General features: G+C 62.2%; 26 protein-coding genes. 12 read left to right on the top strand and 14 right to left on the bottom strand.

What is annotated here, in order from left to right; all coding sequences use genetic code 11:
• Positions 1 to 91 precede the first annotated feature (91 nt).
• Positions 92 to 784, bottom strand: a complete 693-nt coding sequence (locus EKH49_RS04300) for a phosphonatase-like hydrolase (protein WP_128469841.1) — start codon at positions 782 to 784, stop codon at positions 92 to 94.
• A gap of 28 nt (positions 785 to 812) precedes the next feature.
• Positions 813 to 1571 (bottom strand): GntR family transcriptional regulator, encoded by a 759-nt coding sequence (locus tag EKH49_RS04295; RefSeq protein WP_128469915.1) that lies wholly within the window; start codon positions 1569 to 1571, stop codon positions 813 to 815.
• A 168-nt stretch (positions 1572 to 1739) separates the two neighbouring features.
• Between EKH49_RS04295 and EKH49_RS04290 the strand changes: the two genes are divergently transcribed.
• From EKH49_RS04290 to EKH49_RS04270, 5 genes are all read left to right on the top strand, one after another.
• Positions 1740 to 2939 carry a TIGR03364 family FAD-dependent oxidoreductase gene (locus EKH49_RS04290; protein ID WP_236641029.1) on the top strand — a complete coding sequence of 400 codons (1200 nt, stop codon included), beginning with the start codon at positions 1740 to 1742 and terminating at the stop codon, positions 2937 to 2939.
• Between the two features lie 29 nt (positions 2940 to 2968).
• Complete coding sequence (locus EKH49_RS04285) at positions 2969 to 3889, top strand: phosphate/phosphite/phosphonate ABC transporter substrate-binding protein (protein WP_128469839.1); 921 nt, start codon at positions 2969 to 2971, stop codon at positions 3887 to 3889.
• 2 nt (positions 3890 to 3891) lie between these two features.
• A complete protein-coding gene (locus EKH49_RS04280) occupies positions 3892 to 4668 on the top strand; it encodes a phosphonate ABC transporter ATP-binding protein (RefSeq protein WP_128469838.1) in 777 nt (258 codons plus the stop codon).
• Positions 4665 to 5540, top strand: a complete 876-nt coding sequence (gene phnE, locus EKH49_RS04275) for a phosphonate ABC transporter, permease protein PhnE (RefSeq protein ID WP_083515484.1) — start codon at positions 4665 to 4667, stop codon at positions 5538 to 5540. The genes EKH49_RS04280 and phnE overlap by 4 nt, the downstream gene beginning before the upstream one ends.
• Positions 5541 to 5862: 322 nt before the next feature.
• Entirely contained in the window at positions 5863 to 6600 is a 738-nt protein-coding gene (locus EKH49_RS04270) for a type 1 glutamine amidotransferase domain-containing protein (RefSeq protein WP_128469914.1), read from the top strand.
• A 139-nt stretch (positions 6601 to 6739) separates the two neighbouring features.
• Here the strand turns inward: EKH49_RS04270 and rpsO are convergent, their stop codons facing one another.
• From rpsO to truB, 6 genes are all read right to left on the bottom strand, one after another.
• Positions 6740 to 7009, bottom strand: coding sequence for a 30S ribosomal protein S15 (gene rpsO / locus EKH49_RS04265; protein ID WP_013348393.1), 270 nt, complete (start codon positions 7007 to 7009; stop codon positions 6740 to 6742).
• Positions 7010 to 7116: 107 nt separating this feature from the next.
• Complete coding sequence (locus EKH49_RS04260) at positions 7117 to 7902, bottom strand: class I SAM-dependent methyltransferase (RefSeq protein ID WP_128469837.1); 786 nt, start codon at positions 7900 to 7902, stop codon at positions 7117 to 7119.
• 5 nt (positions 7903 to 7907) lie between these two features.
• Positions 7908 to 8861, bottom strand: a complete 954-nt coding sequence (locus EKH49_RS04255; protein ID WP_121866442.1) for a bifunctional riboflavin kinase/FAD synthetase — start codon at positions 8859 to 8861, stop codon at positions 7908 to 7910.
• A gap of 64 nt (positions 8862 to 8925) precedes the next feature.
• Positions 8926 to 9393: a hypothetical protein gene (locus tag EKH49_RS04250; RefSeq protein ID WP_201739554.1), complete on the bottom strand. Its 468-nt coding sequence runs from the start codon at positions 9391 to 9393 to the stop codon at positions 8926 to 8928.
• Between the two features lie 9 nt (positions 9394 to 9402).
• Positions 9403 to 9765, bottom strand: a complete 363-nt coding sequence (locus EKH49_RS04245) for a hypothetical protein (protein WP_128469836.1) — start codon at positions 9763 to 9765, stop codon at positions 9403 to 9405.
• 17 nt (positions 9766 to 9782) lie between these two features.
• A complete protein-coding gene (gene truB, locus EKH49_RS04240; protein ID WP_128469835.1) occupies positions 9783 to 10706 on the bottom strand; it encodes a tRNA pseudouridine(55) synthase TruB in 924 nt (307 codons plus the stop codon).
• Between the two features lie 258 nt (positions 10707 to 10964).
• On the opposite strand from truB, the gene EKH49_RS04235 reads away from it, so the two are divergent.
• From EKH49_RS04235 to EKH49_RS04220, 4 genes are all read left to right on the top strand, one after another.
• A complete protein-coding gene (locus EKH49_RS04235) occupies positions 10965 to 11627 on the top strand; it encodes a fasciclin domain-containing protein (RefSeq protein WP_128469834.1) in 663 nt (220 codons plus the stop codon).
• Positions 11628 to 11800: 173 nt separating this feature from the next.
• A complete protein-coding gene (gene sigK, locus EKH49_RS04230) occupies positions 11801 to 12382 on the top strand; it encodes an ECF RNA polymerase sigma factor SigK (RefSeq protein ID WP_038990104.1) in 582 nt (193 codons plus the stop codon).
• On the top strand, positions 12382 to 13206 hold the full coding sequence (locus EKH49_RS04225; protein WP_128469833.1) for an anti-sigma factor: 825 nt from the start codon (positions 12382 to 12384) through the stop codon (positions 13204 to 13206). The genes sigK and EKH49_RS04225 overlap by 1 nt, the downstream gene beginning before the upstream one ends.
• 198 nt (positions 13207 to 13404) lie before the next feature.
• Positions 13405 to 14889 (top strand): molybdopterin-dependent oxidoreductase, encoded by a 1485-nt coding sequence (locus tag EKH49_RS04220; protein WP_038990105.1) that lies wholly within the window; start codon positions 13405 to 13407, stop codon positions 14887 to 14889.
• A 17-nt stretch (positions 14890 to 14906) separates the two neighbouring features.
• On the opposite strand, the gene EKH49_RS04215 is transcribed toward EKH49_RS04220, so the two are convergent.
• Positions 14907 to 15353, bottom strand: a complete 447-nt coding sequence (locus tag EKH49_RS04215; protein ID WP_052253498.1) for a YdeI/OmpD-associated family protein — start codon at positions 15351 to 15353, stop codon at positions 14907 to 14909.
• A gap of 423 nt (positions 15354 to 15776) precedes the next feature.
• Between EKH49_RS04215 and EKH49_RS16830 the strand changes: the two genes are divergently transcribed.
• Complete coding sequence (locus EKH49_RS16830; RefSeq protein WP_236641028.1) at positions 15777 to 16406, top strand: hypothetical protein; 630 nt, start codon at positions 15777 to 15779, stop codon at positions 16404 to 16406.
• Complete coding sequence (locus tag EKH49_RS04210) at positions 16343 to 16876, top strand: ScyD/ScyE family protein (RefSeq protein ID WP_236641027.1); 534 nt, start codon at positions 16343 to 16345, stop codon at positions 16874 to 16876. Before EKH49_RS16830 ends, EKH49_RS04210 begins: the two co-directional genes overlap by 64 nt.
• 118 nt (positions 16877 to 16994) lie before the next feature.
• Here the strand turns inward: EKH49_RS04210 and rbfA are convergent, their stop codons facing one another.
• The 5 genes from rbfA to rimP all read right to left on the bottom strand — a co-directional run bounded on the left by rbfA (position 16995) and on the right by rimP (position 22632).
• Positions 16995 to 17429, bottom strand: a complete 435-nt coding sequence (gene rbfA / locus EKH49_RS04205; protein WP_073706748.1) for a 30S ribosome-binding factor RbfA — start codon at positions 17427 to 17429, stop codon at positions 16995 to 16997.
• A gap of 101 nt (positions 17430 to 17530) precedes the next feature.
• Positions 17531 to 20443, bottom strand: a complete 2913-nt coding sequence (gene infB / locus EKH49_RS04200; RefSeq protein WP_128469831.1) for a translation initiation factor IF-2 — start codon at positions 20441 to 20443, stop codon at positions 17531 to 17533.
• Between the two features lie 176 nt (positions 20444 to 20619).
• Positions 20620 to 20940, bottom strand: a complete 321-nt coding sequence (locus EKH49_RS17160) for a YlxR family protein (RefSeq protein ID WP_128469830.1) — start codon at positions 20938 to 20940, stop codon at positions 20620 to 20622.
• A 139-nt stretch (positions 20941 to 21079) separates the two neighbouring features.
• Positions 21080 to 22063 carry a transcription termination factor NusA gene (gene nusA / locus EKH49_RS04190; RefSeq protein ID WP_038989667.1) on the bottom strand — a complete coding sequence of 328 codons (984 nt, stop codon included), beginning with the start codon at positions 22061 to 22063 and terminating at the stop codon, positions 21080 to 21082.
• 2 nt (positions 22064 to 22065) lie between these two features.
• Positions 22066 to 22632, bottom strand: coding sequence for a ribosome maturation factor RimP (gene rimP / locus EKH49_RS04185; protein ID WP_128469829.1), 567 nt, complete (start codon positions 22630 to 22632; stop codon positions 22066 to 22068).
• A 175-nt stretch (positions 22633 to 22807) separates the two neighbouring features.
• On the opposite strand from rimP, the gene EKH49_RS04180 reads away from it, so the two are divergent.
• Positions 22808 to 23881 (top strand): hypothetical protein, encoded by a 1074-nt coding sequence (locus EKH49_RS04180; RefSeq protein ID WP_128469828.1) that lies wholly within the window; start codon positions 22808 to 22810, stop codon positions 23879 to 23881.
• Positions 23882 to 23958 lie beyond the last annotated feature (77 nt).

Here is a 23958-nt window from a genome sequence, read left to right as displayed (position 1 = left end):
TCAATGGGATGTTCCAACTAGAGCCCAGCTTATCCCTCATTCCATGCCAAAACGAAACATATCTTCCGCATTGCAAAATTTTCACAAGGGACTAGGCAGCCTCGGACTCGATGGCCGCAAGATACTCTGGCAGCTCTGCGACCGACTCGAGAATGGCGGCATGCGGGTGCCGCTCCAGGTCCTCGCGGCCCAGTTTGCCGGTAAGCACGCCGATCCCATGGACTCCCGCATGATGGGCGGCCAGCAAATCATTGGCGGTATCCCCGGCGGCAACGACCTTGGCTACATCGCGGACTCCGGTCAGTTCCATGGCGCGATGGATCATGTACGGAGCGGGGCGCCCGGCGGCGGTTTCATCCCCGGCAACCACAGCATCCAGAAGCTCGCCAGGACCCACCTTCCAGCCCAGGCCGTCAAGGATGATATCGGCGACATCGCGTGAGAAACCCGTGGTCAATGCGGTCTTCGTGCCACTGGCAGCCAAGTGCTGCAGCGCTTCGACGACTCCTGGCAGGGCAACGGGTGGGTTCTCCTGGTAATAACCGAGCAGCAGCTCGCGGAAATGGTCGAATTGCGCTTGAACCTGCTCATCGCTCGCGCTGCCGCCACCGAGTTCAATCAGCGCCTTGATCGCTTCCTTCTTTTCGGCGCCCATCCAATGCTGCAGGTCTTCTTCCCTGACCTCGACGCCGAATTCGCGCACAGCATTCTCCAGTGCCCGGTAGACGTCGGCATGCTCGTCAATGGTCGTTCCAGCCATATCGCAGGCGATGAGTTCAAACATTTCTTCTCTTTTCGTCGTGTTTTCTGTTTCAGCCAGCAATGCTTCGCACACGGCTTAATGAGGCACGCTGCTCACTGGTGTTTTCAATGGTGAAGTTGGCAAGGTGGGGCAGATACCGGTCATCGGAGAACTCGAGTTTCTGCCCCGATTTGGAAGACGTCACGCGCTGCTCGCGCAGCAGAGGGGCGCCGACGGGCACGCCGAGCAGCTGCGCGTCCACTTCATCGGCCGCCACCGCATCAATGGTGTGCTTTCCGCGGTAAAGGTCAACCCCTTGTTCGCGCAGGTACTCGAAAATCGACCCGCTATCCGTATCGAAGTCGAAGAGCAACCGGCCAACTTCTTGCGGAAAGCTGGTCCGCTCCAGCATCGCCGGGCTCCCGTCGAGCAAACGCAGGCGCAGGAGCTGCACCACCTTGGCGTCTTCGTCGAGTTCAAGCCGCTCGGATACGAAGGCTTCGGGCCGGCGCTGCGCCAGTTCCCTGGTGTCTTGCCCAGCTTCCAAGCCGATGGAACGCGCCCAGTCAGTGAAGGACATGAACGTGGTGAACGATTGGGATTGAACCTGCTGCGCCACGATAGGCGGCTTGCCTTGCCCACCGGCGATGAGTCCCTCCGATCGCAACTGGGCGAGTGCATGCCGAACCGTGCCGCGCGAGGCATTAGCCCGTGCGCAGAGCTCGGACTCGCTGGGCAGGACATCTCCTTCATGCCAGGTGCCGGCCGCGATTTCCTGCCGCAACCAGGTGGTGAGAGCTTGGTACTTGGGTTGCTTCTTGTTCTCCATCACCACTTGATCATACAAGCCGGTTCACCGATAAATCAGCGATTCATGTGACATTTTGGTGAACTGAATATGAACGAACGGGCCTCATTCTGAACACTTGGAAAACTTGTCCAGACAAGTGCAGATCTGGCTTGATTCCCTGTCTTTCGAGCATGGATGATCACTGTCGTGAGCAACGAAAAAACTTCCCCGCAAACCCAACCAGGCACTAACCAGGCAGACGTGCTGGTTATCGGCGCAGGCATTGTCGGCATGGCCCATGCCGCCCGTTCCCTGGACGCAGGCCTGTCCGTCATCGTCATCGACCGCGACCATGAGGCCGTCGGTGCATCGGTCCGCAACTTCGGCCACTGCTGCATCACCGCACAGTCCGGAGAACTCTACGACCTCGCGCAGTCGGGCCGTCCCTTATGGCTCGACTACGCTGAACGTGCCGGTTTCTGGGCCGTCGAATCGGGTGCCGTTGTGGTGGCCACGACGGAAACAGAATTGCAGGTGCTGCGCGAGCTGTCAGCGCGCCGCGTCACCGGCCAGGTCGAAATGCTCAACGCGCAGGACGTCGCCGAACAGCTCGGACGCGAAAGCACCGAAGGCATCCTCGGCGGAGCGTTCCTGCGTGATGATCTCCGGGTCGATCCGCGCACCACGGTAGCCAAGCTGGCCCAGTGGGTTGATGCCCACGTTGCTGGCAGCGTCCAGTTCAACACCAGCGCCTTGGGATTCGGTGCCGGCAAGCAACGCCGTGCCAGCGTGCACACCAATCGCGGCAGCTTCGAGGCCGACCAGGTGTTCATCTGCGTCGGGCACGATGTCGACTACCTCTTCCCGCAGATCGCGCAAGATCACCAGATCACCCGCTGCGCACTGCAGATGCTCCGCGCAGAAGCATCCGAGGATCTGGAGGTGAAGCCAGCCGTGCTCACCGCCACCTCCATGCTGCGCTACGAAGCCTTCACCGAAGTGCCAGCGGCCCAGGCCCTGCAGGCTGAAGTTCTCGCCGAGCACCCAGAGCTGCTGAGCATCCAGGCGAACGTCATGTTCACCCAGCGGCCCGACGGCACCCTGCTCATGGGCGATTCGCACAGCTACGCCGCAACCCAAGCGCCCTTCCTCAAGGAATCGACCTCGGAAACCTTGCACTCGGCCATCGCCGGCTACCTGCAGGGCACCGAGCTGAAAGTCATTGAACGTTGGCAAGGAATCTACGCGTCCAGTGCTGTCGCTCCCCTGCTAATCCGCAATGTTGCCGACGCCATCACCATCGTCTCCGTCACCGCAGGTGTCGGCATGACCCTGTCCTTCGGCCTGGCCGATAAGAACGTCAACGAAATCGCCATCCCGGCAATCGCTTCCCCGATCAACGCCTAACTCAGCTACAGAACACTTTGGAGCACACCATGAAGATCTCTTCCATGATCAAATTCTCTGCCATTTCGCTGGGCCTGCTGGCCCTCACCGCCTGCGGGTCCGCGCAAGCAGATGAGCAGGCCAATTCCGCGGCTCCAGCGTTCTGCGCCGACGGTCCGATCAATTTCGGCATCGAGCCGTACGAGGCCCCTGCCAAGCTGGAACCAGCCTACGGCGTGCTTGCCGACGCGTTGGAACGCGAACTCGGCTGCGAAGTCGAGATGCTGGTCGTCGAGGACTACGCCGCAGAAGTACTGGCAATGCGCAATGGAAAACTGGATCTGGGCCAGTTCGGACCCGTGGGATACGTGTTCGCCAGCCAGCAGGCGGGCGCTGAACCGCTGGTGTCCTTCGGCACCGCCGAGGGCGAGCTCAGCACCTACACCGGCGGCATCTGGGTGGCGAAGGATTCAGAAATCAAGACCCTCGAGGATCTGCGTGGAAAGGACTTCGCATTGGGCGGCGTGGGTTCGACGTCCGGAGATGTCCTGCCGCGCTACGCGCTGAAGACTGCTGGCATTCCCGAGTCCGAGATCAATTTGAACTATTCAGGTGGCCATCCCGAAGCATTGCTCGCACTGACCAACGGAACCGTCGACGCAGCCCAGCTCAACTCGCAGACCCAGGCCGTCGCCGAAGAAGAAGGCAGCTTCAACCCAGAGGACTACCGGCAGATCTGGACGTCGGATCCCATCCCGAACGACCCGATCACTATCAGCGCCGATGCCGACCCTGAATTGAAGAAGGCCGTCAAGGATGCGCTGCTGAACCTGTCCAAGGAAGACATCGCCCAGGTCGGCGCGTTCCTTGATGTCACCCCTCCAGGCCCGCTGCTGGAAGTCACCAAGGAAACCTACGCACCGCTGTTCGACCTGGCGTCCAAAATGGGCCTCACCGAGGATGACATCTAGCCATGAACACTACGCAGAATGCCGGCCCGGCTCTCTCCGTGAAGTCCCTGGCCAAGTCCTACAACCAGCGCCGTGTGCTTGACGACGTCGATTTCTCCGTCAACCGCGGCGAGCTCGTAGCCTTCCTGGGCGCCAACGGCTCCGGAAAATCCACCACCCTCAAGTGCGTCGCCGGATTGACCACTCCGGATACGGGCAGCATCGAATTGGATGGCGTCCACCTCGCTGATCTGCATGGACGAGACCTAACCCGTGCACGATCCCGGGCAGCCATGGTGTTCCAGAAGATCCATCTGGTGCCCCGCCGTACTGCGCTGGACAATGTCTCCGCTGGCGCCCTGTCCCGCGTCTCCGGCTTCGGTTCGCTCTCCCCCGCATTCTTCTCGCGCGAACTGCGCGAAGAAGCAATGGCCTGCCTGGACCGGGTCGGCATGGCTGACCGGGCGCTGGACAAGGTCGGACGCCTTTCTGGCGGACAGCAGCAGCGTGTAGCCGTCGCCCGGGCGCTGTGCCAGCGCGCTTCAGTGCTGCTTGCCGATGAGCCGGTTTCCGCGCTGGACCCGCATGCGGCCGAGAACATCATGGAATTGCTCGCTACCCTGGCGCACGAAGAAAATCTTGCAGTTGCGGCGGTTTTGCACCAGCCAGAACTTGCCCAGAGGTACGCAGACCGCGCCATCGGGCTGCTGCACGGGCGCATCGCCTTCGACGGTCCGATCCAGAATCTCGGTGACGACTTCCTCGACGTTCTCTACTCTCCCGAGAGGATTGCAGCATGAGTCTCCATACCCCAAGCAGCGTCAAGGAGCAGGCAGTGGAAAGCACTACGCACATCACCGCGGCAAAGATCGCGCCGGCACTGCCCAAGGACCCGCACAAGACAGCACGACGCACCCTCTGGGCGACCGGAATCGCCGTCATTGCCGTCCTTCATTATCTGGCCATCACCGGAACTGATTTCGATCCGGCGCTGCTGGTGGACGGCTGGCGCGGGATGGCACGATTCATCAGCGATGCATTCCCACCGGACCTGAGCTGGGACAAGGTCATCCGCCCCGGCCTGGAGGCCACGCTGGTCACCTTGTGGATCGGCCTGCTGGGCACCACCCTCTCCATTCCCACGGCCTTGGTGCTCGCAGTGCTGGCCTGCCGGACGACGACGCCGCATCCGCTGGCCTACCAAACGGCACGCAGCATCCTGTCGTTCTTCCGCGCGGTCCCCGATATCGTCTTTGCGCTGATCTTCGTCACCGCGGTGGGACTGGGTCCGTTCGCCGGCGTGCTGGCGTTGATCTGCCACAACACCGGCGTGATGGGAAAGCTCTGGGCCGAGTCCCTGGAAGAAACCGACCAAGGACCGCAAGAGGCTCTGTCCACCACCGGCGCATCACGGCTGCAGCAGTTGGCTCATGGATCATTGCCTCTGGTCATCCCGCAGTTCGTTGGCCTGCTGCTGTACCGCTTCGATGTGAATGTCCGTTCCTCGCTGGTCCTGGGCCTGGTTGGTGCCGGCGGCATCGGCCTGCTCATCAACCAGGCGATCAAGTCCTTCCAGTTCGATACGATGCTCACGCACATCATCATCGTCCTGATCTTGATCATCGTGGTTGACCAGGCATCGGGCTTTATCCGCCGGAAGCTGGCGGTTTAGCTACTGGCCATGTGGCGCAACGGTCTTGAGCCCCAGCAGGTGTCCGTGGTCCGGAAAGGATCACAGGCACCGGCTGGGGCTCTTGGCGTCGGTCGGCTTGCCGCGGGCCGGTGAACCCCTCCAGCACCTTGGACTTGGCGCCATTGGTCATGCAGCTACGCAAAGCCGCAGCCAAGGCCACCGCGTCCATTGCCCCAACGGTTGTGTTGACTCGAATCTTGGTGCATGGTTCCGCACAACTTGCTGGCAACTTGCGCGCCCCCTCTTGCGACAGCCTGCAGGTTGTACAAGGGTGGAAGGACGAATGCGAAAGGAGCACACCTTGAAGAAAATCCTCATGGTCCTGACCAGCGTTTCCGAAATCGGGGAGGACAAGGAGCCTACCGGTTACAACGTCGCCGAGGCCGCGCACCCATGGAAGGTGTTCCGGGATTCCGGGCACTTCGTCGACTTTGCGTCCATCAAGGGCGGACAACCCCCGCGCGACACGGTGGACCAGGATGACCCGATCCAGGTGCAGTTCACCCAGGATGAGACAACCCGTGCCGGCTTGTACAACACGGCTCGCATTGAGGTTGTGGATCCTGCGCAGTACGACGCGGTGTATCTCGTGGGCGGCCACGGCACCATGTGGGACTTCGCTGGCAATGCTGGCCTGCAGAAGGTGATCAGCGATATCTACAACAAGGGTGGCGTGGTCGGTGCCGTCTGCCACGGTCCGGCTGGACTGCTGGATGTCGAGTTGCATCATGGCCTGAAGCTCCTGAGCGGTAAGACCGTTGCAGCGTTCACCAACGACGAAGAAGTGGCCGTCGGCAAGGACAAGATCATTCCGTTCTTCCTTGCTGACAAGCTCACCGAGCAAGGCGCCACGCATATCGCCGCCGATAACTTCGAAGAGAATGTACAAGTCTCCGAACGCCTGGTGACCGGGCAGAACCCGGCGTCCGCAGCGGGTGTCGCGAAGGAGATGGAGAAGCTCCTGGCTGAGGTGATCCACCAGGAAAAGGCCGAAGAGGCCGCGGCAGCCGAGGCTGAAACTGAGGCCAAGGCAGAGTAAACGGCGACGCGGTTCAGCCTGGAGCAGCGCGGACAGCGCTCGCGCCCAACCGCGGCTAAGCGGATCTTCCCCTGCTGGGCAAGAAAAATCCCCGCCTCCTGGAACGGAGGCGGGGAGTTTCTTGTTCTGAAGCCAAGGACTACTTGCGCAGGCCCAAACGCTCGATCAGCGAACGGTAACGCTCGATGTCGGTGTTCTTCAGGTAGCCGAGCATACGACGACGGCGACCAACCAGAGCCATCAGGCCACGGCGGGTGTGGTGGTCATGCTTGTGCATCTTCAGGTGCTCGGTCAGGTCCGAAATACGGCGGGACATGACGGCAATCTGAACCTCAGGCGAACCGGTGTCACCCTCGTGGGTAGCGTAAGCCTTGATGATTTCGTTCTTGATAGTGGCATCCAATGCCATAACAAACTCCTAGAGTTGGACCGCGTTCATAAGTCAGTGCGAACGCCGAGGCATTCACAGGGGAAACTCGCAACCGCGGACTGCAGCGAGAACCATCGTCAATCATATCACCGACGGGGACGCCGGCGGGACCTCCAAGCATGGGTGAGATACGGCACCTGCACCTTCTTATCTGGCTCATGCCCCAAATGCTCATGCCAGTACCATGCCAAGTTCGCTTCGACCTTGGCCCGCGTGGTGTCCGAGGACTTGCGGTAGTAGCTGCGTGATTTGGTCAGCTCGATAATCTCGTGGAAGTCCAGCTCCATGGACCAATGCCAGATGCCATGCTCCGGCTTCTGGAACTGCGGTCCCAACGGCGGCTCCAGCTCGGGCCGGTGCACGTCGCCTGCATGCATGATCCGTGCCAAGCGGTGCACCCAGGGAACTGTGACATCCAGCTGGTTCCACAGCAACGTCAGCCAACCGCCGTCATGGAGCAAGCGCGCCGCTTCGGCACTGGCTTGCGGGTGGTCAACCCAATGCCATGCCTGCGCATAGGTCACCAGATCAAAACTGTCAGCGGCCAAACCGGTAGCTTCACCAGCAGCGCAGGCCACCTCGATGTGCGGCAGGCGCTTGGACAGGACCGAGAGCATGTCCGCGGACGGATCTACGGCTGTGACTTCCAAGCCTGCAGAAACCAGTTGCTCGGTGAAGATCCCCGAACCGCAACCGATATCCACCGCAGTTGCCGGTCGGTGCTGCAACGTGAAATCCAGCGCTTCCTGGGGATAGGACGGACGGATCTTGTCATAGCTTTCGGCATCCGATTGGAACGCCGATGCCAATTCTTCGCGGCGCTGTGCTCCCACAACGAAGGCGCGTTGCGGCAACGAAGGTATTTCAGCCATGATTCCTAGTGGCGTTCGGCAGCCAGTACCGCACGGGCCTGGTCGACATCCTCGGTCATCTGCTCAATCAAGGCTTCAATGCCGCGGTAGGCGACCATCGGACGCAGATGGGAAATGAACTCGACGACAATCTGCTGGCCATACAGGTCGAAATCTTCCACACCTTCTTCGGGACGGTCGATCACATGCGCCTCGACCACGCGGGAGACACCATCGAAGGTCGGGTTCGAGCCAACGGAAATTGCCGCCGGCCAACGCACCTCGGCCTCGTCGATGACCCAGCCGGCATACACGCCATCGGCAGGGATGATGCCGGTGGCTTCGGGATCCAGATTTGCGGTGGGGAATCCCAGCTCGCGTCCGCGGGCGTGGCCATGCACTACTTCGCCGCGCATGCGATGCGGCCGGCCGAGGATCGCGGCGGCGGCCTCAACGTTGCCAGCCGCCAGTTCCTCGCGCACCCAGGTCGAAGACAAGCGCCGCTTATCCCCCACGTCTTCAACGCCGATGACCTCGAAACCGTATTTGGCTCCCAGCTCCTGCATGTAGCCGAAGTCTCCGGAATTGCCGCGGCCGAACCGCACATCGTGCCCGACAACGACGGCTACGGCGTTCAGCTTCTCCACGATGATGGAACGGACGAACTCTTCAGCGCTTTGATCCGCGAATTCCAGGGTGTAGTGGATCATCAGCGTGGCGTCCAGGCCAACGCTGGCCAGGGTGTCGATGCGGTCGGCGATGCCCATGATCAATTCAGGAGCACTCTCGGGACGGTGCACCAGCGCCGGGTGCGGGTCGAAAGTGATTGCCACCGATTGTGCAGAGCGCGCTTTGGCCTGTGTGACAGCTGCATCCAGCACTTCGCAGTGGCCCAGGTGGACACCGTCAAAGTTGCCAATGGTCACGACAGTGGGCGCCATATCCGCGGGGACGGCATCCAAGCCCTTCCAATAGTGCACTTTGCTCCTTCAGAAATTCTGCTGCGGTGGATGGAAAACCCACCGAGGTAATTCTTGCACGTCTTTAGGCGTGACGCTCATTACGATTACGGTACAGCCACCACAATCCGATGAGCGGCAGAACCAGCGGAACGTATCCGTACCCTTCGCCAAAACCGCTCCACACCGATGGATGCGCGAATTCTTCGGGGTGGGTCAGCGACAGGATTCCCACGACAATCACGCCCACCAATTCAATGGCTACCGCATACAGCGAGACCAGCCAGGCGCCACGCTTGGCCGAGGACAGCGAGAACGTGGCCAGGATGTAGATCAGGCCGGAAACCAGCGACAGGCTGTACGCGATCGGAGCCTCGTCGAATTTGCTCATGATCTGGTAGACCGCGCGGACCGTCGCCGCAAGAGCGAGGATGCCGTAGACGGCAATGATCACGCGGCCCAGGCCGGTGGACCGGCTCGGCTTGGGGGCCTTGTTGGCGCTGCGCGCCTCGGCGGCCTGCATGATGCGCGAGTTGCGCTGCTTTTCACCCATGGGGTACTCCTACTGCCAGATCTGTTCCATGCGGAACACCATAACGAAAGTGACCGCGGCTGACGCGGCCAGCACGGCGTTGGACCAGCGGCTCTTCTCGCTGATGGCCCAGAAGAAGGCGATCGGCGGCATGATCAGCGCCGTGATGAAGTAGCCCCAGAATTCCACCGGGTCCCCCTGCACCGCGTTGCCGCCAGCCTGGCGGATCACCGCCGCAATGCCGTAGGCAATCAGGAACAGCTCGGTGGCCACCGCGCCGATCAGCGCCCAGTCATCAGGGTGCTTGCGGATTGCTGTTGCAGTCGCTGCCACCAGAAACGCCAGCGCACAGACCACCGCGCCAGCGATGAAGAATCCATTCAGGGCAATCAAGCCAGGTCCTTTCGGGATTACTTGGCGGTGAAGACCAAGGCGGTACGGGCCTTGTCGCCCTTGTCTTCCAGCAACGCGACGAGCACGCCGTTGGGCGCGAACGCGGCAACGGTCTGGCCTTCGGCGATGTCCATGCTCAAGTGCGAGGCGGGGATGGTACGGCCAAACGATAACTCGACTGCTTCGTCGACGCTGACCGTGCGGTTGGGGAACAGCGCCGCGGCAGCCTTTTCAATGGGGAGGATCTCGAATTCCTGGGCCAGCTGCTCCAAGGTGCGGGTGAGCTCGATCTTGTACGGGCCCACCTCGGTACGGCGCAGCGCGGTGAGATGCCCGCCCACGTTCAATGCTTCGCCCAGATCGCGGGCCAGCGCACGGATGTAGGTTCCGGATGAGCAGGAGACGGTGACGTCCACGTCGAGGATCTTTCCGCCATTTTCGCGGCGCACCTCGTGGATCTCGAAACGCGAAATGGTCACTGGACGGGCCTTGAGCTCCACTTGTTCGCCGGCGCGCACGCGGGCGTAGGAACGCTTGCCATCGACCTTGATGGCCGAGACCGAGCTCGGGGTCTGCTGGATGTCGCCGCGCAGCAAGGCCACCTCGCGTTCGATGTCCTCGTCGCTGACAGCTGCTGCGATGCGTTCGGAAATGATCTCGCCTTCGGCATCGTCGGTGACGGTGTTCTGCCCGAGGCGGATGGTGGCGGTGTAGGTCTTGTCGTGGCCCACGATGTAAGTCAGCAGGCGGGTTGCCTTGTTCACGCCGATCACCAGCACGCCGGTGGCCATCGGGTCCAGGGTGCCGGCATGGCCGACTTTCCTGGTCCCAGCGAGTCGGCGGATGCGGCCCACCACGTCATGGGAGGTCATTCCCTGGTCTTTGTCGACTAATACGAGGCCTGATGCCTGCTCTTGCGTGTTCTGCCCGGCTTTACTCACGCCTTCCAGTATATGGGCTGTGCAGAGAATAAGCCTGCCGCGGGTTCCAAGCGTGGCAGATCCCACGTGCGGACCAATCCCCCGCCGATAGCGTGGCTGCAGGCCCGTCCGGACGCCGCGTCACAGAGGGACTGGAAAATTATTTTGACGGGATTCCAATCCGCCAGGCATCCGGCACCGAATGCTCCATGACAGCCTGCTCCGCACGGACAGGAAAGGAACCGACGACAATAGTCGCGGCGAAGCAAGGAGAAAATCATGAAGCGCACATACAGCAAAGCCGCTGGAGTCTTCGGGCTCATCGCAGTCGCCGCTATGGGACTGAGCGCCTGCTCGACAGGTTCGGAAACCATGGAATCGCCCACCGCTTCCGCTTCGGAAAGCAGCTCTCCCATGGCCAGCGAGTCGGCCATGGATCCAGCCGGAAATCTCGTTGGCCCAGGCTGCGCAGCCTACGCCGAAGCAGTCCCGACCGGTGATGGCTCGGTAGAAGGCATGGCGCAGGATCCAGTAGCCGTCGCCGCCTCGAACAACCCGCTGCTGACCACGCTGACCTCGGCGGTCTCCGGTGAGCTGAACCCGGACGTGGACCTGGTCGATACGCTCAACGGCGGCGAATTCACCGTCTTCGCACCGGTGGATGACGCCTTCGCCGAGATTCCGAAGGATGACTTGGCAGCAGTGGCCAAGGACGCCGACACCCTGACCGGCGTGCTGACCTACCATGTGGTTTCCGGCCAGATCGCACCGGCTGATCTTCCCGGAACCCACAAAACGGTCCAGGGCGAGGATCTTGAAGTCACCGGCAGCGGTGATGATCTGGAAGTCAACGGGGCCTCGGTCATCTGCGGCGGCGTGCAAACCGCCAACGCGACCGTGTATCTGGTGGACACCGTCCTGATGCCGCCGGCCAAGAAGTAGCACCCCCCCCGGAAACAGCAGGTCCGCCGGCATGGAGGTGGTGCGTGGAATACCTTCCATGCACCACCTTCGCCGGTGCTGCGGGAACGTGGTTCCCGCAGCCCAGCTATTCCCCGAACGCCACGCCACCGCAGAGCGCCGCTGAGGCACAAATGCATGAGACTCTAGGATTCATGAGTTCCAATAGACTCGACGCCATGGAAGACGATTCCGTGCAAACGCCAGACGACTTGTTGCAACAAGTCGCGCTGGGGGCCGAATCTGCCTTCGAATCGCTCTATGATGCCATGGCATCGCGGGTCTTCGGCCTCGTGCTACGGGTGCTTCGCGACCAGGCGCAGAGCGAAGAGGTCACCCAGGAAGTATTCGTCGAAGCGTGGCAGCAGGCCAAGCGCTTCGATCCGTCCCGCGGAACCGCTGCGTCCTGGCTGCTGACCATAGCCCACCGCCGAGCCGTGGACCGGGTGCGCTCCAGCCAAGCGAGCCAAGCCCGGGATCTGCGCATTGGAATCAAGGAATTCCAGGACAGCTACGAAGACGTGGAAGAGAACGCCATCTTGCACGACGAGACCGTACGCGTTGCCCGGGCACTGCAACAGCTCAGCGCACCGCAACGCGAAGCCATACAGCTGGCCTACTTCGGCGGATACACCCACCTGGAAGTCGCTGAGCTGCTGAAAGTACCGGTGGGAACCGCTAAAACGCGAATACGCGATGGCATGGGCAAGCTTCGAGAACTGATGGGAGTGGCGTAATGGAAAAGCATGAGAACGAGCGGACCGACAGCTTCGCCCTGGAAGCTCTGGGAGACGAGGACCGCGGCAAGCTCGCGCACCAGGACTCAGATGCCGCCCAGGCCCGCCACGAGCTGGATGCCTTGCAGGAAACTGCTGGACTGATCGGCTTGGCAGCGCAGCCGGTTGCTCCCCCAGCACGGCTCAAGACCGATGTCATGGCAGCTATCCGCGCCACCGAGCAGCTGCCGCCCGTCCAGGACCAGGAGCCTGCCTCGGGCAGCTCCCCCGCCAGTGGCTCCACGGCTGGTGCGGAACGTGAATCCGATGCCCCGGCTACGCCCCCGGCGCCGCAGCCCGGGGCACCGCGCGGCAACCAGCGCTTCTTCGCCTTGGCCGCCGGCATCCTGCTACTGGCAGCGGCGGCGTTGGGCGGCTTGGCCATCCAGCAGAATTCCGAGCAGCGCGAGCTGGAAAGCAAAATGGCAGCCATGGCCGAACATCAGGAAGAGCTCGCCCGGATCCTGGGGGCTCCCGATGCCAAGTCCAAGACGCAGACCTTGGATGACGGGGCAACGATCACGCTGTCCTATTCCGCGGCCGAAGGACTGATGGCGGTTTCCACCTCGGGCATGCCGGAGCTGTCCAGCGACAAAGGGTACGAGCTGTGGCTGATTTCCGCCGACGGCGCAGTCCCGGCAGGAATGCTCACGGGCAGCGATGCCAACGGCATGATCATGGTTTCCGATCCGATGCAGGGGATCACTCATTTCGGGATCACCGTCGAGCCGGCCACCGGCTCCCCCGCCCCGACGACGGATCCCATCATGCTGCAGTCGCTATGAGATCGCAGAAAATCTTGTAGCCGGTTCCAATCTGCTGTGCGTCCCGTTCCGAAAACACTGTGAGTGGTTGTTCCCCCGCATTAGGGAGGGGAACATGGAACGAAACGCATGAGGTGAGTGGCAGTGGGCTTCAAGAACAAGCGCGGCAGCAGGGTTTACGTTTTCCACGCGGTAGCCGGAATATGTTCGGCAGCGCTCATGTTTGCCGTCGCCCAGTTGGCCTCGGCATTTTTCAATAGTGCTTCCTCGCCGTTTTTCGCACTGGGGTCTGCCATCATCGACTTGACGCCTCCATGGCTCAAGGACTTCGCCATCGCCACCTTCGGGACCAATGACAAGCTGGCGCTGTTCATTTCCATCGGCGTGGCGGCAGCGGTGCTCTCTGCCCTGATCGGCCTGCTGGCCAAGCGGAGTTTCGCGTTGGCCTGCACCGCCATCATTGCTTTGGCGCTGGTGCTTGCCAGCGCTGTGGCCGCCCGCGCGTCCACCAGCCTGCTGGATGTTGTCCCTACGGTGCTGGGCGCAGTCGCCGGAATCGGAGCTCTTCATTGGCTGGCCCGGCTGGCTACAGCCACCGTCCCCGAACCCGGCCAGGGCACGGCAGCTGCCGGCCCAAGCCGCAGAATATTCTTGCGCGGCGCGGTCCTGTCCTTGGCGGCCGCGGCACTGGCCACCGCGGTGTCCACCTCCGTCTCCGCTACACGCAATATGGCTGTCGCCGCCCGTAACGCCCTGCGCCTGCCAGCGGCCCGGACGAAGGCCAAGGCCCTGCCCGAAGGAGTGCAAATAGAGGAGGCGAATATGCCCCGCTTCGTTACTCCCAACCAGGATTTCTACCGCATCGACACCGCGCTGTCGGTGCCGCAGATCGACCCGAACCAGTGGTCCTTGCGCGTGCACGGCATGGTGGAGAATGAATTCACCATCGGCTTCGACGAGCTGCTAGGCGAGGAACTCGTGGAAACGTATCTGACCCTGACCTGCGTATCGAATCCTGTCGGAGGAGATCTGGTAGGCAACGCGAAGTGGCTGGGCTACCCGCTGCGCAAGGTGCTGGAGCGCGCGGTTCCCCAGGCCGGCGCCGATATGGTGCTTTCGACTTCTCATGACGGTTTCAGCGCTTCCACACCGCTACAAGCGCTGACCGATGACCGGATGGCCTTGCTGGCTATCGGCATGAACGGCGAGCCGCTGCCCTTCGACCACGGATTCCCCGTGCGCATGGTGGTTCCCGGCCTCTACGGCTATGTCTCGGCCACCAAATGGGTGATTGATTTGGAGGTGACGCGTTTCGAGGACAAGGCCGCCTATTGGACTACCCGCGGCTGGTCTGAACGCGGTCCCATCAAGATGTCCTCCCGCATCGACACACCTCGGCCCTTCGCCGAGGTCCCTGCAGGGGAAGTTGTCTTGGGCGGAACTGCTTGGGCGCAGACCCGGGGCATTTCACGCGTGCAGGTGCAGATCGATGACGGCCCGTGGGAGGATGCGCAGCTGGCCGCCGAAGCGTCGCTGGATACATGGCGGCAGTGGCGCTTCGTGTGGAAGGACGCGGCACCGGGCATGCATGCGGCGTCGGTGCGAGCCTATGATGCGCAGGGCAAGATGCAGACCCGCGAGAAAGCCAACCCTGTGCCCAATGGCGCCAGTGGTTGGCAGCGTCTGCAGTTCACCGTGCAGTAGCCTTGCTCACCAGCACCCTATTCGTCGCGCAGCGCCTTGATAGCTTTCTCGACCCGGCGCGTCCTGGTGTCTTCGCCGCGGGCAGCCACGATGGGCTCCACATGGCCTCGTTGTTTGCTGTAGGACAGCTTGTTCCACGCTTCAAGGAGCTGCGGCTCGGCGGAGAGCAGCACGGCCAGTGGCTCGGGAATTTCGACGGTCCGCGGTTCTTCATCCAATTCGAGTTTCACGCTGATCTCATCGCCTGCGCCCTTGCCCGTGGCAGCGCGGGTTTCAGCGTTGAAGGAAATCAGGAACTGGCCACGCATCGATGAAATGGTGTTCCGGTAGCTATATCCCCCGTCAATGGTTACCAAGACAGGAACGCGCTTGCCACGGCCGAATCCGGCAACGACGTCATCTGGAACGACAATTCCGACGTTGTTCCCGCCGGTGGCACTGAGCACGGTGATGAATTCTGGCATTCTCGGGACCCCTGTTTCGGCTTATGCTGGTGATGGCTACGCTATCCCACGAACTCCGACCGGGTCTATGGGCCCGCACGGTTCCATGAGTGCTCCCGGCACGACTCAGCCAGCACATCACACCGGTCCAGAGCATCAGAACGGCCAGCTGCCGCTCGGGGTTCGCGAGCACTTTAAATGAGTCGCGACGGACCCTTGACCACCCCTGTGCCCCGGCCTAGAACTCGATTCATATGAGCGCATTGCCACGCGCCACCGCTGGGCTCGACATCCATGGGGGATGCCGCCAGGACCGTGTTCCACGGATTCAGCAGGCTCGTGCCATGGCTCTGGAAGCATCTGGTACTCAGCGGGTTCAAGTCTGCGTCTTCTTCGCGGCCGTCATCTGGCCGTGGCTCACTCGCACTCCCAGGAGAATCTCCCATGAAATCCCGAGTTCTCGCTGCCCTCGCGGCGGGATCGCTACTTACCGTGCCGCTCGTCGCTGCCCCGGCCCACGCTGCCGGTGCGTCCGAGCACAGCAAGCCGTCCATTGATTCGGTGCAGTCCGTTGCCGAGGGACTCGTCGGTCCGCTCAAGGTGGCTTTCGGTCCCGAAGGCTCGTACCTTGTCGCCGAGGCCTTCGGCGGAATCCTGTCATCCATCTCAACTGATGGCACCCGCCAGGTCTTGGTATCGGCTCCCGGCAAGGAAATCGCGGGCGTCTCGCATGACCGTGGCAACACCTATTACTTCGAGAACCTCGCCGGCACGGATGAAGATCCGCAAGCCGAAGGGCCCGCACTGGTCAAGGCCATTGATGCCCAGGGATCCACCCGTACCTTGGCGGACCTGTTCAAATACGAGGTGGCCCACGACCCGGATGGCCAGACGCTCTACGGCGTACGTGACGCCTCACCCGAATGCCTGGCCCAGGCCCCGTACCTCCAGACGCATGGCGAGGGTACTCGCACCCGTACTCCAGCGTTCCGGCCGCCAACGGCCTGTACGTGGGCGATGCCGGAGGCAACGCCCTCTACCACGTCGCAGCCGACGGCACGGTCACCCTGCTGAAAACGTTGCCGGCTGAGCCGATCAAGATCGCCGAGCAAGTAGCGGCTTTGGCCGGGGAAATGGGCTTGGCCGTTCCGGAGTGCATGATGGGCCTGGATTACTGGGCCCAGCCGGCGCCTACCGACATCACCGTGCACAAGCAGTGGCTCTACTACGCCGTCTTGCCCGGCGTTCCGGGCGAGGGCCTGTCGATGGGCAAGGTCTACCGGATGAACATGCACAGCAAGGTCACGCAGCTAGTGGCCACCGGGCTGAATGCCCCGACCGGGGTGGCGGTCGATGACCGCGGCCGGGTGTTCGTGGCCGAGCTCTTCGGTGGCGGCGTGGGAGCCATCCGGCACAGCGAGTCCATGACGGTGCTGCCGGTGCCGATGGCTTCTGATGTGGCAATCGACGGCACCAGGGTGGCGGTCACCGCCAACGCCCTGACGCCTACGGGCACCCTGCTCAGCGCCCGGATAGCCCGCTGATCGCCGGCATCCACCGGAGGGCTTGCCGCGACGGAAACTCATGAATTAAAAATGCTGGGGATCGCACCATGGTGCGATCCCCAGCATTGCATCCGGGCGGAAGGATTCCGGGAAGCTCCTAGGCTTCTTCGGCGTCCTCGTCCTTCTTGTATGGGTCCTGGTCTCCGGCGAAGTCCTTGCCTTCGCGCAGGGCCGCGACCTCAGCGTCCTTCTCGCGGGCCTTGGCCAGCAGTTCCTCCAGGTGCGAGGCACCCTCGGGAATCTCGTCAGCGACGAAGGCCAGCGTCGGGGTCAGGCGGATGGTGAGGTTCCGGCCCAATTCCTTGCGCAGGGCGCCGCCACGCTTTTCCAGCAGGGCGGCGATGTCCTTCTTCATCTCGTCATCGCCAAAGACGGTGTAGTACACCGTAGCGTGCTGCAGGTCGTTGGTGACGCGGGCATCGGTCACGGTGACGTTGTCGATGCGCTCGTCCTTGATGACGTTGCGCAGCGACTGGGCCATGAGGACCTGTACGCGCTTAGCCAGGCGTGCGGCGCGGGCTGAATCAGCCATGGTTTTCTCCTAATGGTTCAAAACTCGTGGGCGCTTGACCAAAGCTTATCGGTCAAACGCCCACGAATCAGTGAGTCACACTGCTAATTGCCTGTCGGCAATTAGTCGCGTGGCTTTTCGCGCATCTCGAAGGTCTCGATGATGTCGCCTTCCTTGATGTCGTTGAACGACCCCAGGCCGATACCGCATTCGAAGCCCTCGCGGACCTCGGTGACATCGTCCTTCTCGCGGCGCAGCGAATCGATCGACAGGTTGTCGCCCACGACGTTGCCGTCGCGTACCAGGCGGGCCTTGGAATTGCGCTTGATAGTGCCCGAGCGGATGATCGAACCGGCAATGTTGCCGAACTTCGAGGAGCGGAATACCTGGCGGATCTCGGCGGTACCGAGGGCCACTTCTTCGTATTCCGGCTTGAGCATGCCCTTGAGCGCTGCTTCGATGTCGTCGATCGCGGAGTAGATGACCGAGTAGAAGCGCATGTCGACGCCTTCCTTGTCGGCCAGTTCTGCCACGCGCTCGGCTGGGCGGACGTTGAAGCCAATGATGATGGCGTTGTCCACGGTTGCCAGGTTGACGTCGTTCTGGGTGATCGCACCGACACCGCGGTGGATCACGCGCAGCTGCACGTCGTCGCCTACCTCGATCTTCATCAGCGAGTCTTCCAGTGCCTCGACAGCACCGGAAGCGTCACCCTTGAGGATCAGGTTCAGGGTATCGATCTTGCCATCGGCAACAGCCTTGTCGAAGTCTTCCAAGGTGATGCGCTTGCGGCGCTTGGCCAGCAACGCATTGCGCTCTGCGGTCTCGCGCTTGTCAGCGATCTGGCGGGCGGTGCGCTCGTCTTCGGTGATCAGGAAGCCGTCGCCAGCACGCGGAACCGAGGACATGCCCAGGACCTGTACCGGACGCGATGGCAGTGCCACGTCGAGGTTCTCGCCGTTCTCGTTGAACATTGCACGCACACGGCCGTGGGCGGTGCCCACCACCATGGTGTCGCCAACGCAAAGGGTACCGGACTGGACCAGGACGGTGACAACCGAACCGCGGCCCTTGTCCAGGTTCGCTTCGATAGCCACGCCGCGAGCGGACTTGTCCGGGTTCGCCTTCAGTTCCAGGACATCGGAGGTCAGCAGGACAGCGTCCAGCAGCTCTTCGATACCCTGCTTCTGCAGTGCAGAAACCTTCACGAACATGGTGTCGCCACCGTATTCCTCGGGAACCAGGCCGTACTCGGTCAGCTGGCCCATGACCTTGTCAGGGTTGGCGCCTTCCTTATCGACCTTGTTCACTGCGACGATGATCGGCACGCCGGCAGCCTGTGCGTGGTTCAGCGCTTCCACGGTCTGCGGCATGACGCCGTCGTCCGCTGCGACAACCAGCACTGCAACGTCGGTGACCTCGGCACCGCGGGCACGCATGGCGGTGAACGCCTCGTGGCCCGGGGTATCGATGAAGGTCATCGCGCGCTGGCGACCCTCGTGCTCATGGTTGATCTGGTATGCACCGATGTGCTGGGTGATGCCGCCGTGCTCGCCCTCGATGACGTTCGACTGGCGGATGGCATCCAGCAGTCGGGTCTTACCGTGGTCGACGTGGCCCATAATGGTGATGACCGGGGCGCGCTCTTCGAGCACGTCTTCGCCTTCGGCCTCAAGTTCGGCTTCCAGGTCCAGTCCGAAGCCTTCGAGCAGCTCCTTGTCCTCGTCCTCTGGGGAGACGACAAGCACCTTGTAGCCCAGCTCTTCACCGAGCACCTCGAAGGTCGCCTCATCCAGCGACTGGGTTGCGGTAGCCATTTCACCGAGGTGGAACAGCACGGTCACCAGTGCGGCCGGGTTGGCGCCAATCTTGTCAGCGAAATCGGTGATCGACGCGCCGCGGCGCAGACGGATCTCGGTGTCACCGGTGCCGCGCGGAACATTCACGCCGCCCAATGACGGAGCACTCATCTGCTCCAATTCCTGGCGCTTTGCGCGCTTGGACTTGCGCTGCTTGCCGCGACCGGCGCCTCCCTTGCCGAAAGCGCCGCCAACGCCACCGCGGCCGCGTGGTGCGCCTGGGCGGAAGCCGCCACCGGTGCCGCCACCGCCGCCGCCACCTGGGCGACCGCGTCCGCCGGCACCTGCACCCGGACGTCCGCCGCCTGCTGGGGCTGGACGATCGGTGCGGTTAGGCATCATGCGCGGGGTTGCAGTGGTGCCTGCGCCTGGGCGTGGACCGCCTGCACCAGCTGGGCGTGGAGCGCCCTGGCCTGCTGGGCGTGGGCCGCCTGCGCCGGCTGGACGTGGACCGCGCTGGCCATCGCGTGGCGGGCGTGGGCCGCCCTGGCCGTCGCGGGCCGGGCGTGGACCGCCAGCACCAGCTGGACGTGGACCGCGCTGGCCGTCACGTGGCGGGCGTGGGCCGCCCTGGCCACCTTCGCCGCGCATGCCCTGCTGCGAGGAGAACGGGTTGTTGCCTGGACGTGGACCGCCCGGACGTGGGGCACCTGGACGTGGGGCACGACCGCCTTCGCGGCTGCCGCCGCCACGGCGTTCGCCGGACTCAGCGCCGCGCATTCCCTGCTGGGACGAGAACGGGTTGTTGCCTGGGCGTGGGGCGCCTGGCTTTGGAGCCGGCTTGGCGCCTGGCTTCGGTGCTGGGGCTGCACCCGGCAATGGAGCGCCAGGGGTCGCCTTCGCGGTTGGAGCGGCAGGTGCTGCTGGTGCAGCAGGAGCCGGAGCTGGCTTGGCGCCTGGCTTCGGCGCCGAGGCACCTGGGGCAGCTGCCGGCTTCGAGGCCGGCTTCGGAGCTCCAGGGGTCGCTGGCTTGGCGGCGGCTGGCTTTGCAGCTGCTGCCGGCTTGGCGGCACCGTTGGAACCCGGGAATGCGTCGCGCAGCTTGCGCGCGACTGGTGGTTCAACGGTCGAGGAAGCGGAGCGAACGAATTCGCCCATGTCCTGCAACTTGGTTAGTGCTTCTTTTGAAGTGATTCCGAGCTCTTTGGCGAGCTCGTGAACGCGGGGTTTAGCCACATCTCTCCTGTGTCGATGTGATCTGCTCAAACCCCGGTATCAAAAGATAAATCTTTGGATCAGCGGTCTGGCAGATCAGCTGTGTAATTCGTGAAATTCTTCCGTCGCACGGTGGATCACGCAGAACTGATAATTCATCGTTGTGCGCTCAGCATTGCCGACTCATCGGGTTGCCATCAGATTTCTGACCCGCTTTCATCATGTTTGCCAGATAGCTGGCTTGCTGCCAGCTGATCTTCGTATGCAGTGAATTCCTGCAGTACCTGCGAATCGTCTACCGCGGACCTGAAGGTCCGCGCGAACGCTCGGCGCTGCACTGCTTGCTGCACACACTTTTCGGTCCCGTGGGTCCAAGCGCCCCGCCCGAAAGCGGAACCTCGCAGATCCAGGCTCACCGCACGCAGCGGTGCACCGTCTTTCAGGACCCAACGGAGCAGCTCGTTCTTATTGGTTACGGTTCGACAGCCAATGCACGTGCGTTGCTGATGCAGCTTCATGCGAGCGCCGTCGCCACCTTCCCAAGTTATTACGAGCCATCTACTAGTCTAGCGCGTTTGGACGCCTTAGCACGCATGAGATGCGCCTCACAGGCAGCCAGGCGTCCAGCACGCTGAACTGGAATTCTTCGGCAGCTGCCTACAGCTGCGGTTCCTTGCCGCCCGATGCGGCCAGGATGTCGATGCGCCAACCGGTCAGCTTGGCGGCCAGGCGGGCATTCTGCCCTTCCTTGCCGATCGCCAGCGAGAGCTGGGAATCGGGGACAACCACGCGGGCACGGCGTTCGCTTTCGTCCAGGATCTCTACCGAGATGACCTTCGACGGGGACAGGGCCGCGGCGATGAACTTCGCCGGATCCTCGTTGTAATCGACGATGTCGATCTTCTCGTCGTTCAACTCGTTCATCACAGCGCGCACGCGGGTTCCCATTTCGCCAATGCAGGCGCCCTTGGCGTTGACGCCGGCCTTGGTTGCACGCACAGCAATCTTGGTGCGGTGGCCAGCTTCGCGGGCCAGGGCCTCCACTGCGACGGTGCCGTCAGCAATTTCCGGAACTTCCATTTCGAACAGCCGGCGAACCAGGTTCGGGTGGGAGCGGGACAGGGTAATGGCCGGGCCCTTGTTGCCGCGCTCGGCCGAGACAACGTAGGCGCGCAGGCGGTTGCCGTGCTGGTACTTCTCGCCTGGCGACTGCTCGACCGGTGGTAGCAGCGCTTCCAGGTCGCCGAGCTTGACCTGCACCATGTGCGAGGAGTAGCCCTGCTGGATGACGCCGGAGATCAAGGTGCCAACACGAGCCGCGTACTCGCCGACGACCTGCGCATCTTCTGCTTCACGCAGGCGCTGCATGATCACCTGGCGGGCGGTCGAAGCGGCAATGCGGCCGAAGCCGTGAGGAGTATCGTCGAATTCGCCCAGCAGCACGCCGGCGTTATCGCGGTCTTCCACCAGGATCGCCACATGGCCGTTGCTGCGCTCAATGTGCGCGCGAGCGCCAGGCATGGCGCCTTCGGTCTTGTTGTAGGCCAGCAGCAGGGCCGACTCGATGGTTGGAATCAAGACATCCATCGGGATGTCGCGGTCTTTTTCCAGGATGCGCAGCGCATTCATGTCAATATCCACGCTTAGCCCTCCAAATCTTCAGTATCGACAGTTTCCAAGAGCGCGTCGTCGAAGTTCAGTTCTGGATCGACAACTGCTTTGCGGATATTTTCAAATGCATGGGTCGCAGGTTCGAGCACCTTGACCTTCATGCCCTTCTTGGCCGGCTCGCGGTGCTCGGCAACCAGCACGTCATTTTCGTTGACCTCCAGCAGGCGTCCGCGAAGCTTCGTGCCGTCAGCCAGTGAAAGCTTGACCATGCGGTTGATGGCGCGGATCCAATGGCGCTGGGCAGTCAACGGGCGGGACAGTCCCGGGGAACTGACTTCGAGTTCGTAAGGAGCCGCATTCGCATAGACGGCGTCCTTGTCCAGGGCATTGGAGATGGTGGTGGTGACTTCACCAAGTTCATCGAGATCCAGCGTTTCATGCCCGTCGGCCTTGTCGACGATGATCTGCAAGATCATCTGCTTGCCAGAGGGACGCAAGGTGACTTCTTCTAAGAGAAGCCCGTGGGATTCTACGTCTTTGGAGAGCAATGCAGCCAGACGCTGCGCTTCCTGTTCGGTATCGGCCGGCATTCCGGTCATGGATATCCTCCCACGCTATTCGATATTGTCCTTTAAGCCTATATTGCGTTCCGCTCATTGAGAACATCCAAACGGGCACAGGTGAAGGAACTCACGCCCATTTTCCATTCATCGTGGCGCGCGGCACCGCCAATGCCCTCATTGCCCGCGTTGATCATGGCATGATCGAAACGCTATGACTGAAGAAACGCCTTATTCCTCTCCTCGCACCGACAGGCCAGTACGCCGCGCTCCGGGCTGGATTGCTCCGGCCTTGGCTGGTGCAGTTGCCGTGGCGGTGACGTGGGGAATAGGCAGCACGCTCTTTCATGGGGCCCTGGTCGAGCGCGGACTGCCCGAACAAGTCAGCGAGGCCAGCGCCGATGAACGCACGATGTGGGAACAGGGAGCAAAGCTCGCGGATCTGGCATCCCAGGCCCAGGCTTTGACCAAACTGGCACCCGAGGAAAACGCCTCGCAGCTGTCCGCACTGGCAGCTTCCTTGTCGCAGGGTTCAGCGCTGCTCGGCGAATTGCGTTTCGATGACCAAGAGCCTGCGGCGTTGCCGCAAAGCTACTCCCCCGACGCACTGGTTGCGCTTGCCACGAATGTCGCCAATGCCTCGGCGCAGATGCCTGCATTCGAGGAGCCTTCGCTTCCCAGGGATTCGAAGCTGGCCGAGATTGCCTTCCAGGTCAATCTGGATGCCCGCCGTGCAGTTGCATCATCAGGCGAAGAGCGCGACGTCGACTTGGCCCTGCCGCTGAGCAAAGCCGCGGACGCGGAAAAGCAAGATGACCAGCAGGTAGCCTGCCTGCCGCATGCAGATCTGCTGGACCCGGCGGTGGAAATCACCGAAGCGCAGGACATCGAGCCAACGGCCGTCGCCCGGGCACTGGACCGCGGCTACGCGCTGGATTTCCTTCTGCAGCTCAAAGCTGCTCGTGGCGCCGAGTCAGCCAAGGATGCCATTGAAGATCGGCGCAGCGAATTGGGAAATCAGCTTCGCGGCCTGCGCGACGTCGTTGACGACCGGTGCGCAGACCTGCGCGAGCCCGCCTATGCATTGCCCGAAGACGGCCTGGAAGAACTAGCCACGCTCTCTGCAGCAGCCGAGGAAGATTTTGCTGAAGCGCTGGTCGTGGCAGCGGGAAATACCGATGGCGCTGCAGGATTGAAAATTTCCGCCCTTGCATTCGAAGCTCTCAGTGATCGCCACGGATCAAGTAGCGACTACCGTATCTTGGAAACTGCCGGGTCCAAGAAATAGCCTAAGTTTCAGCAGTTTTTTCTGGCATATTTCCCACGTCGTTGATTTATCACGAAATAATTACAACAGCGATTCTC

The organism is Glutamicibacter sp. HZAU (assembly GCF_004100365.1).
Lineage (GTDB): Bacteria > Actinomycetota > Actinomycetes > Actinomycetales > Micrococcaceae > Glutamicibacter > Glutamicibacter nicotianae.
The sequence above is the reverse complement of the archived record's forward strand: the minus strand, read 5'-3'. Positions and strand labels throughout refer to the sequence as shown.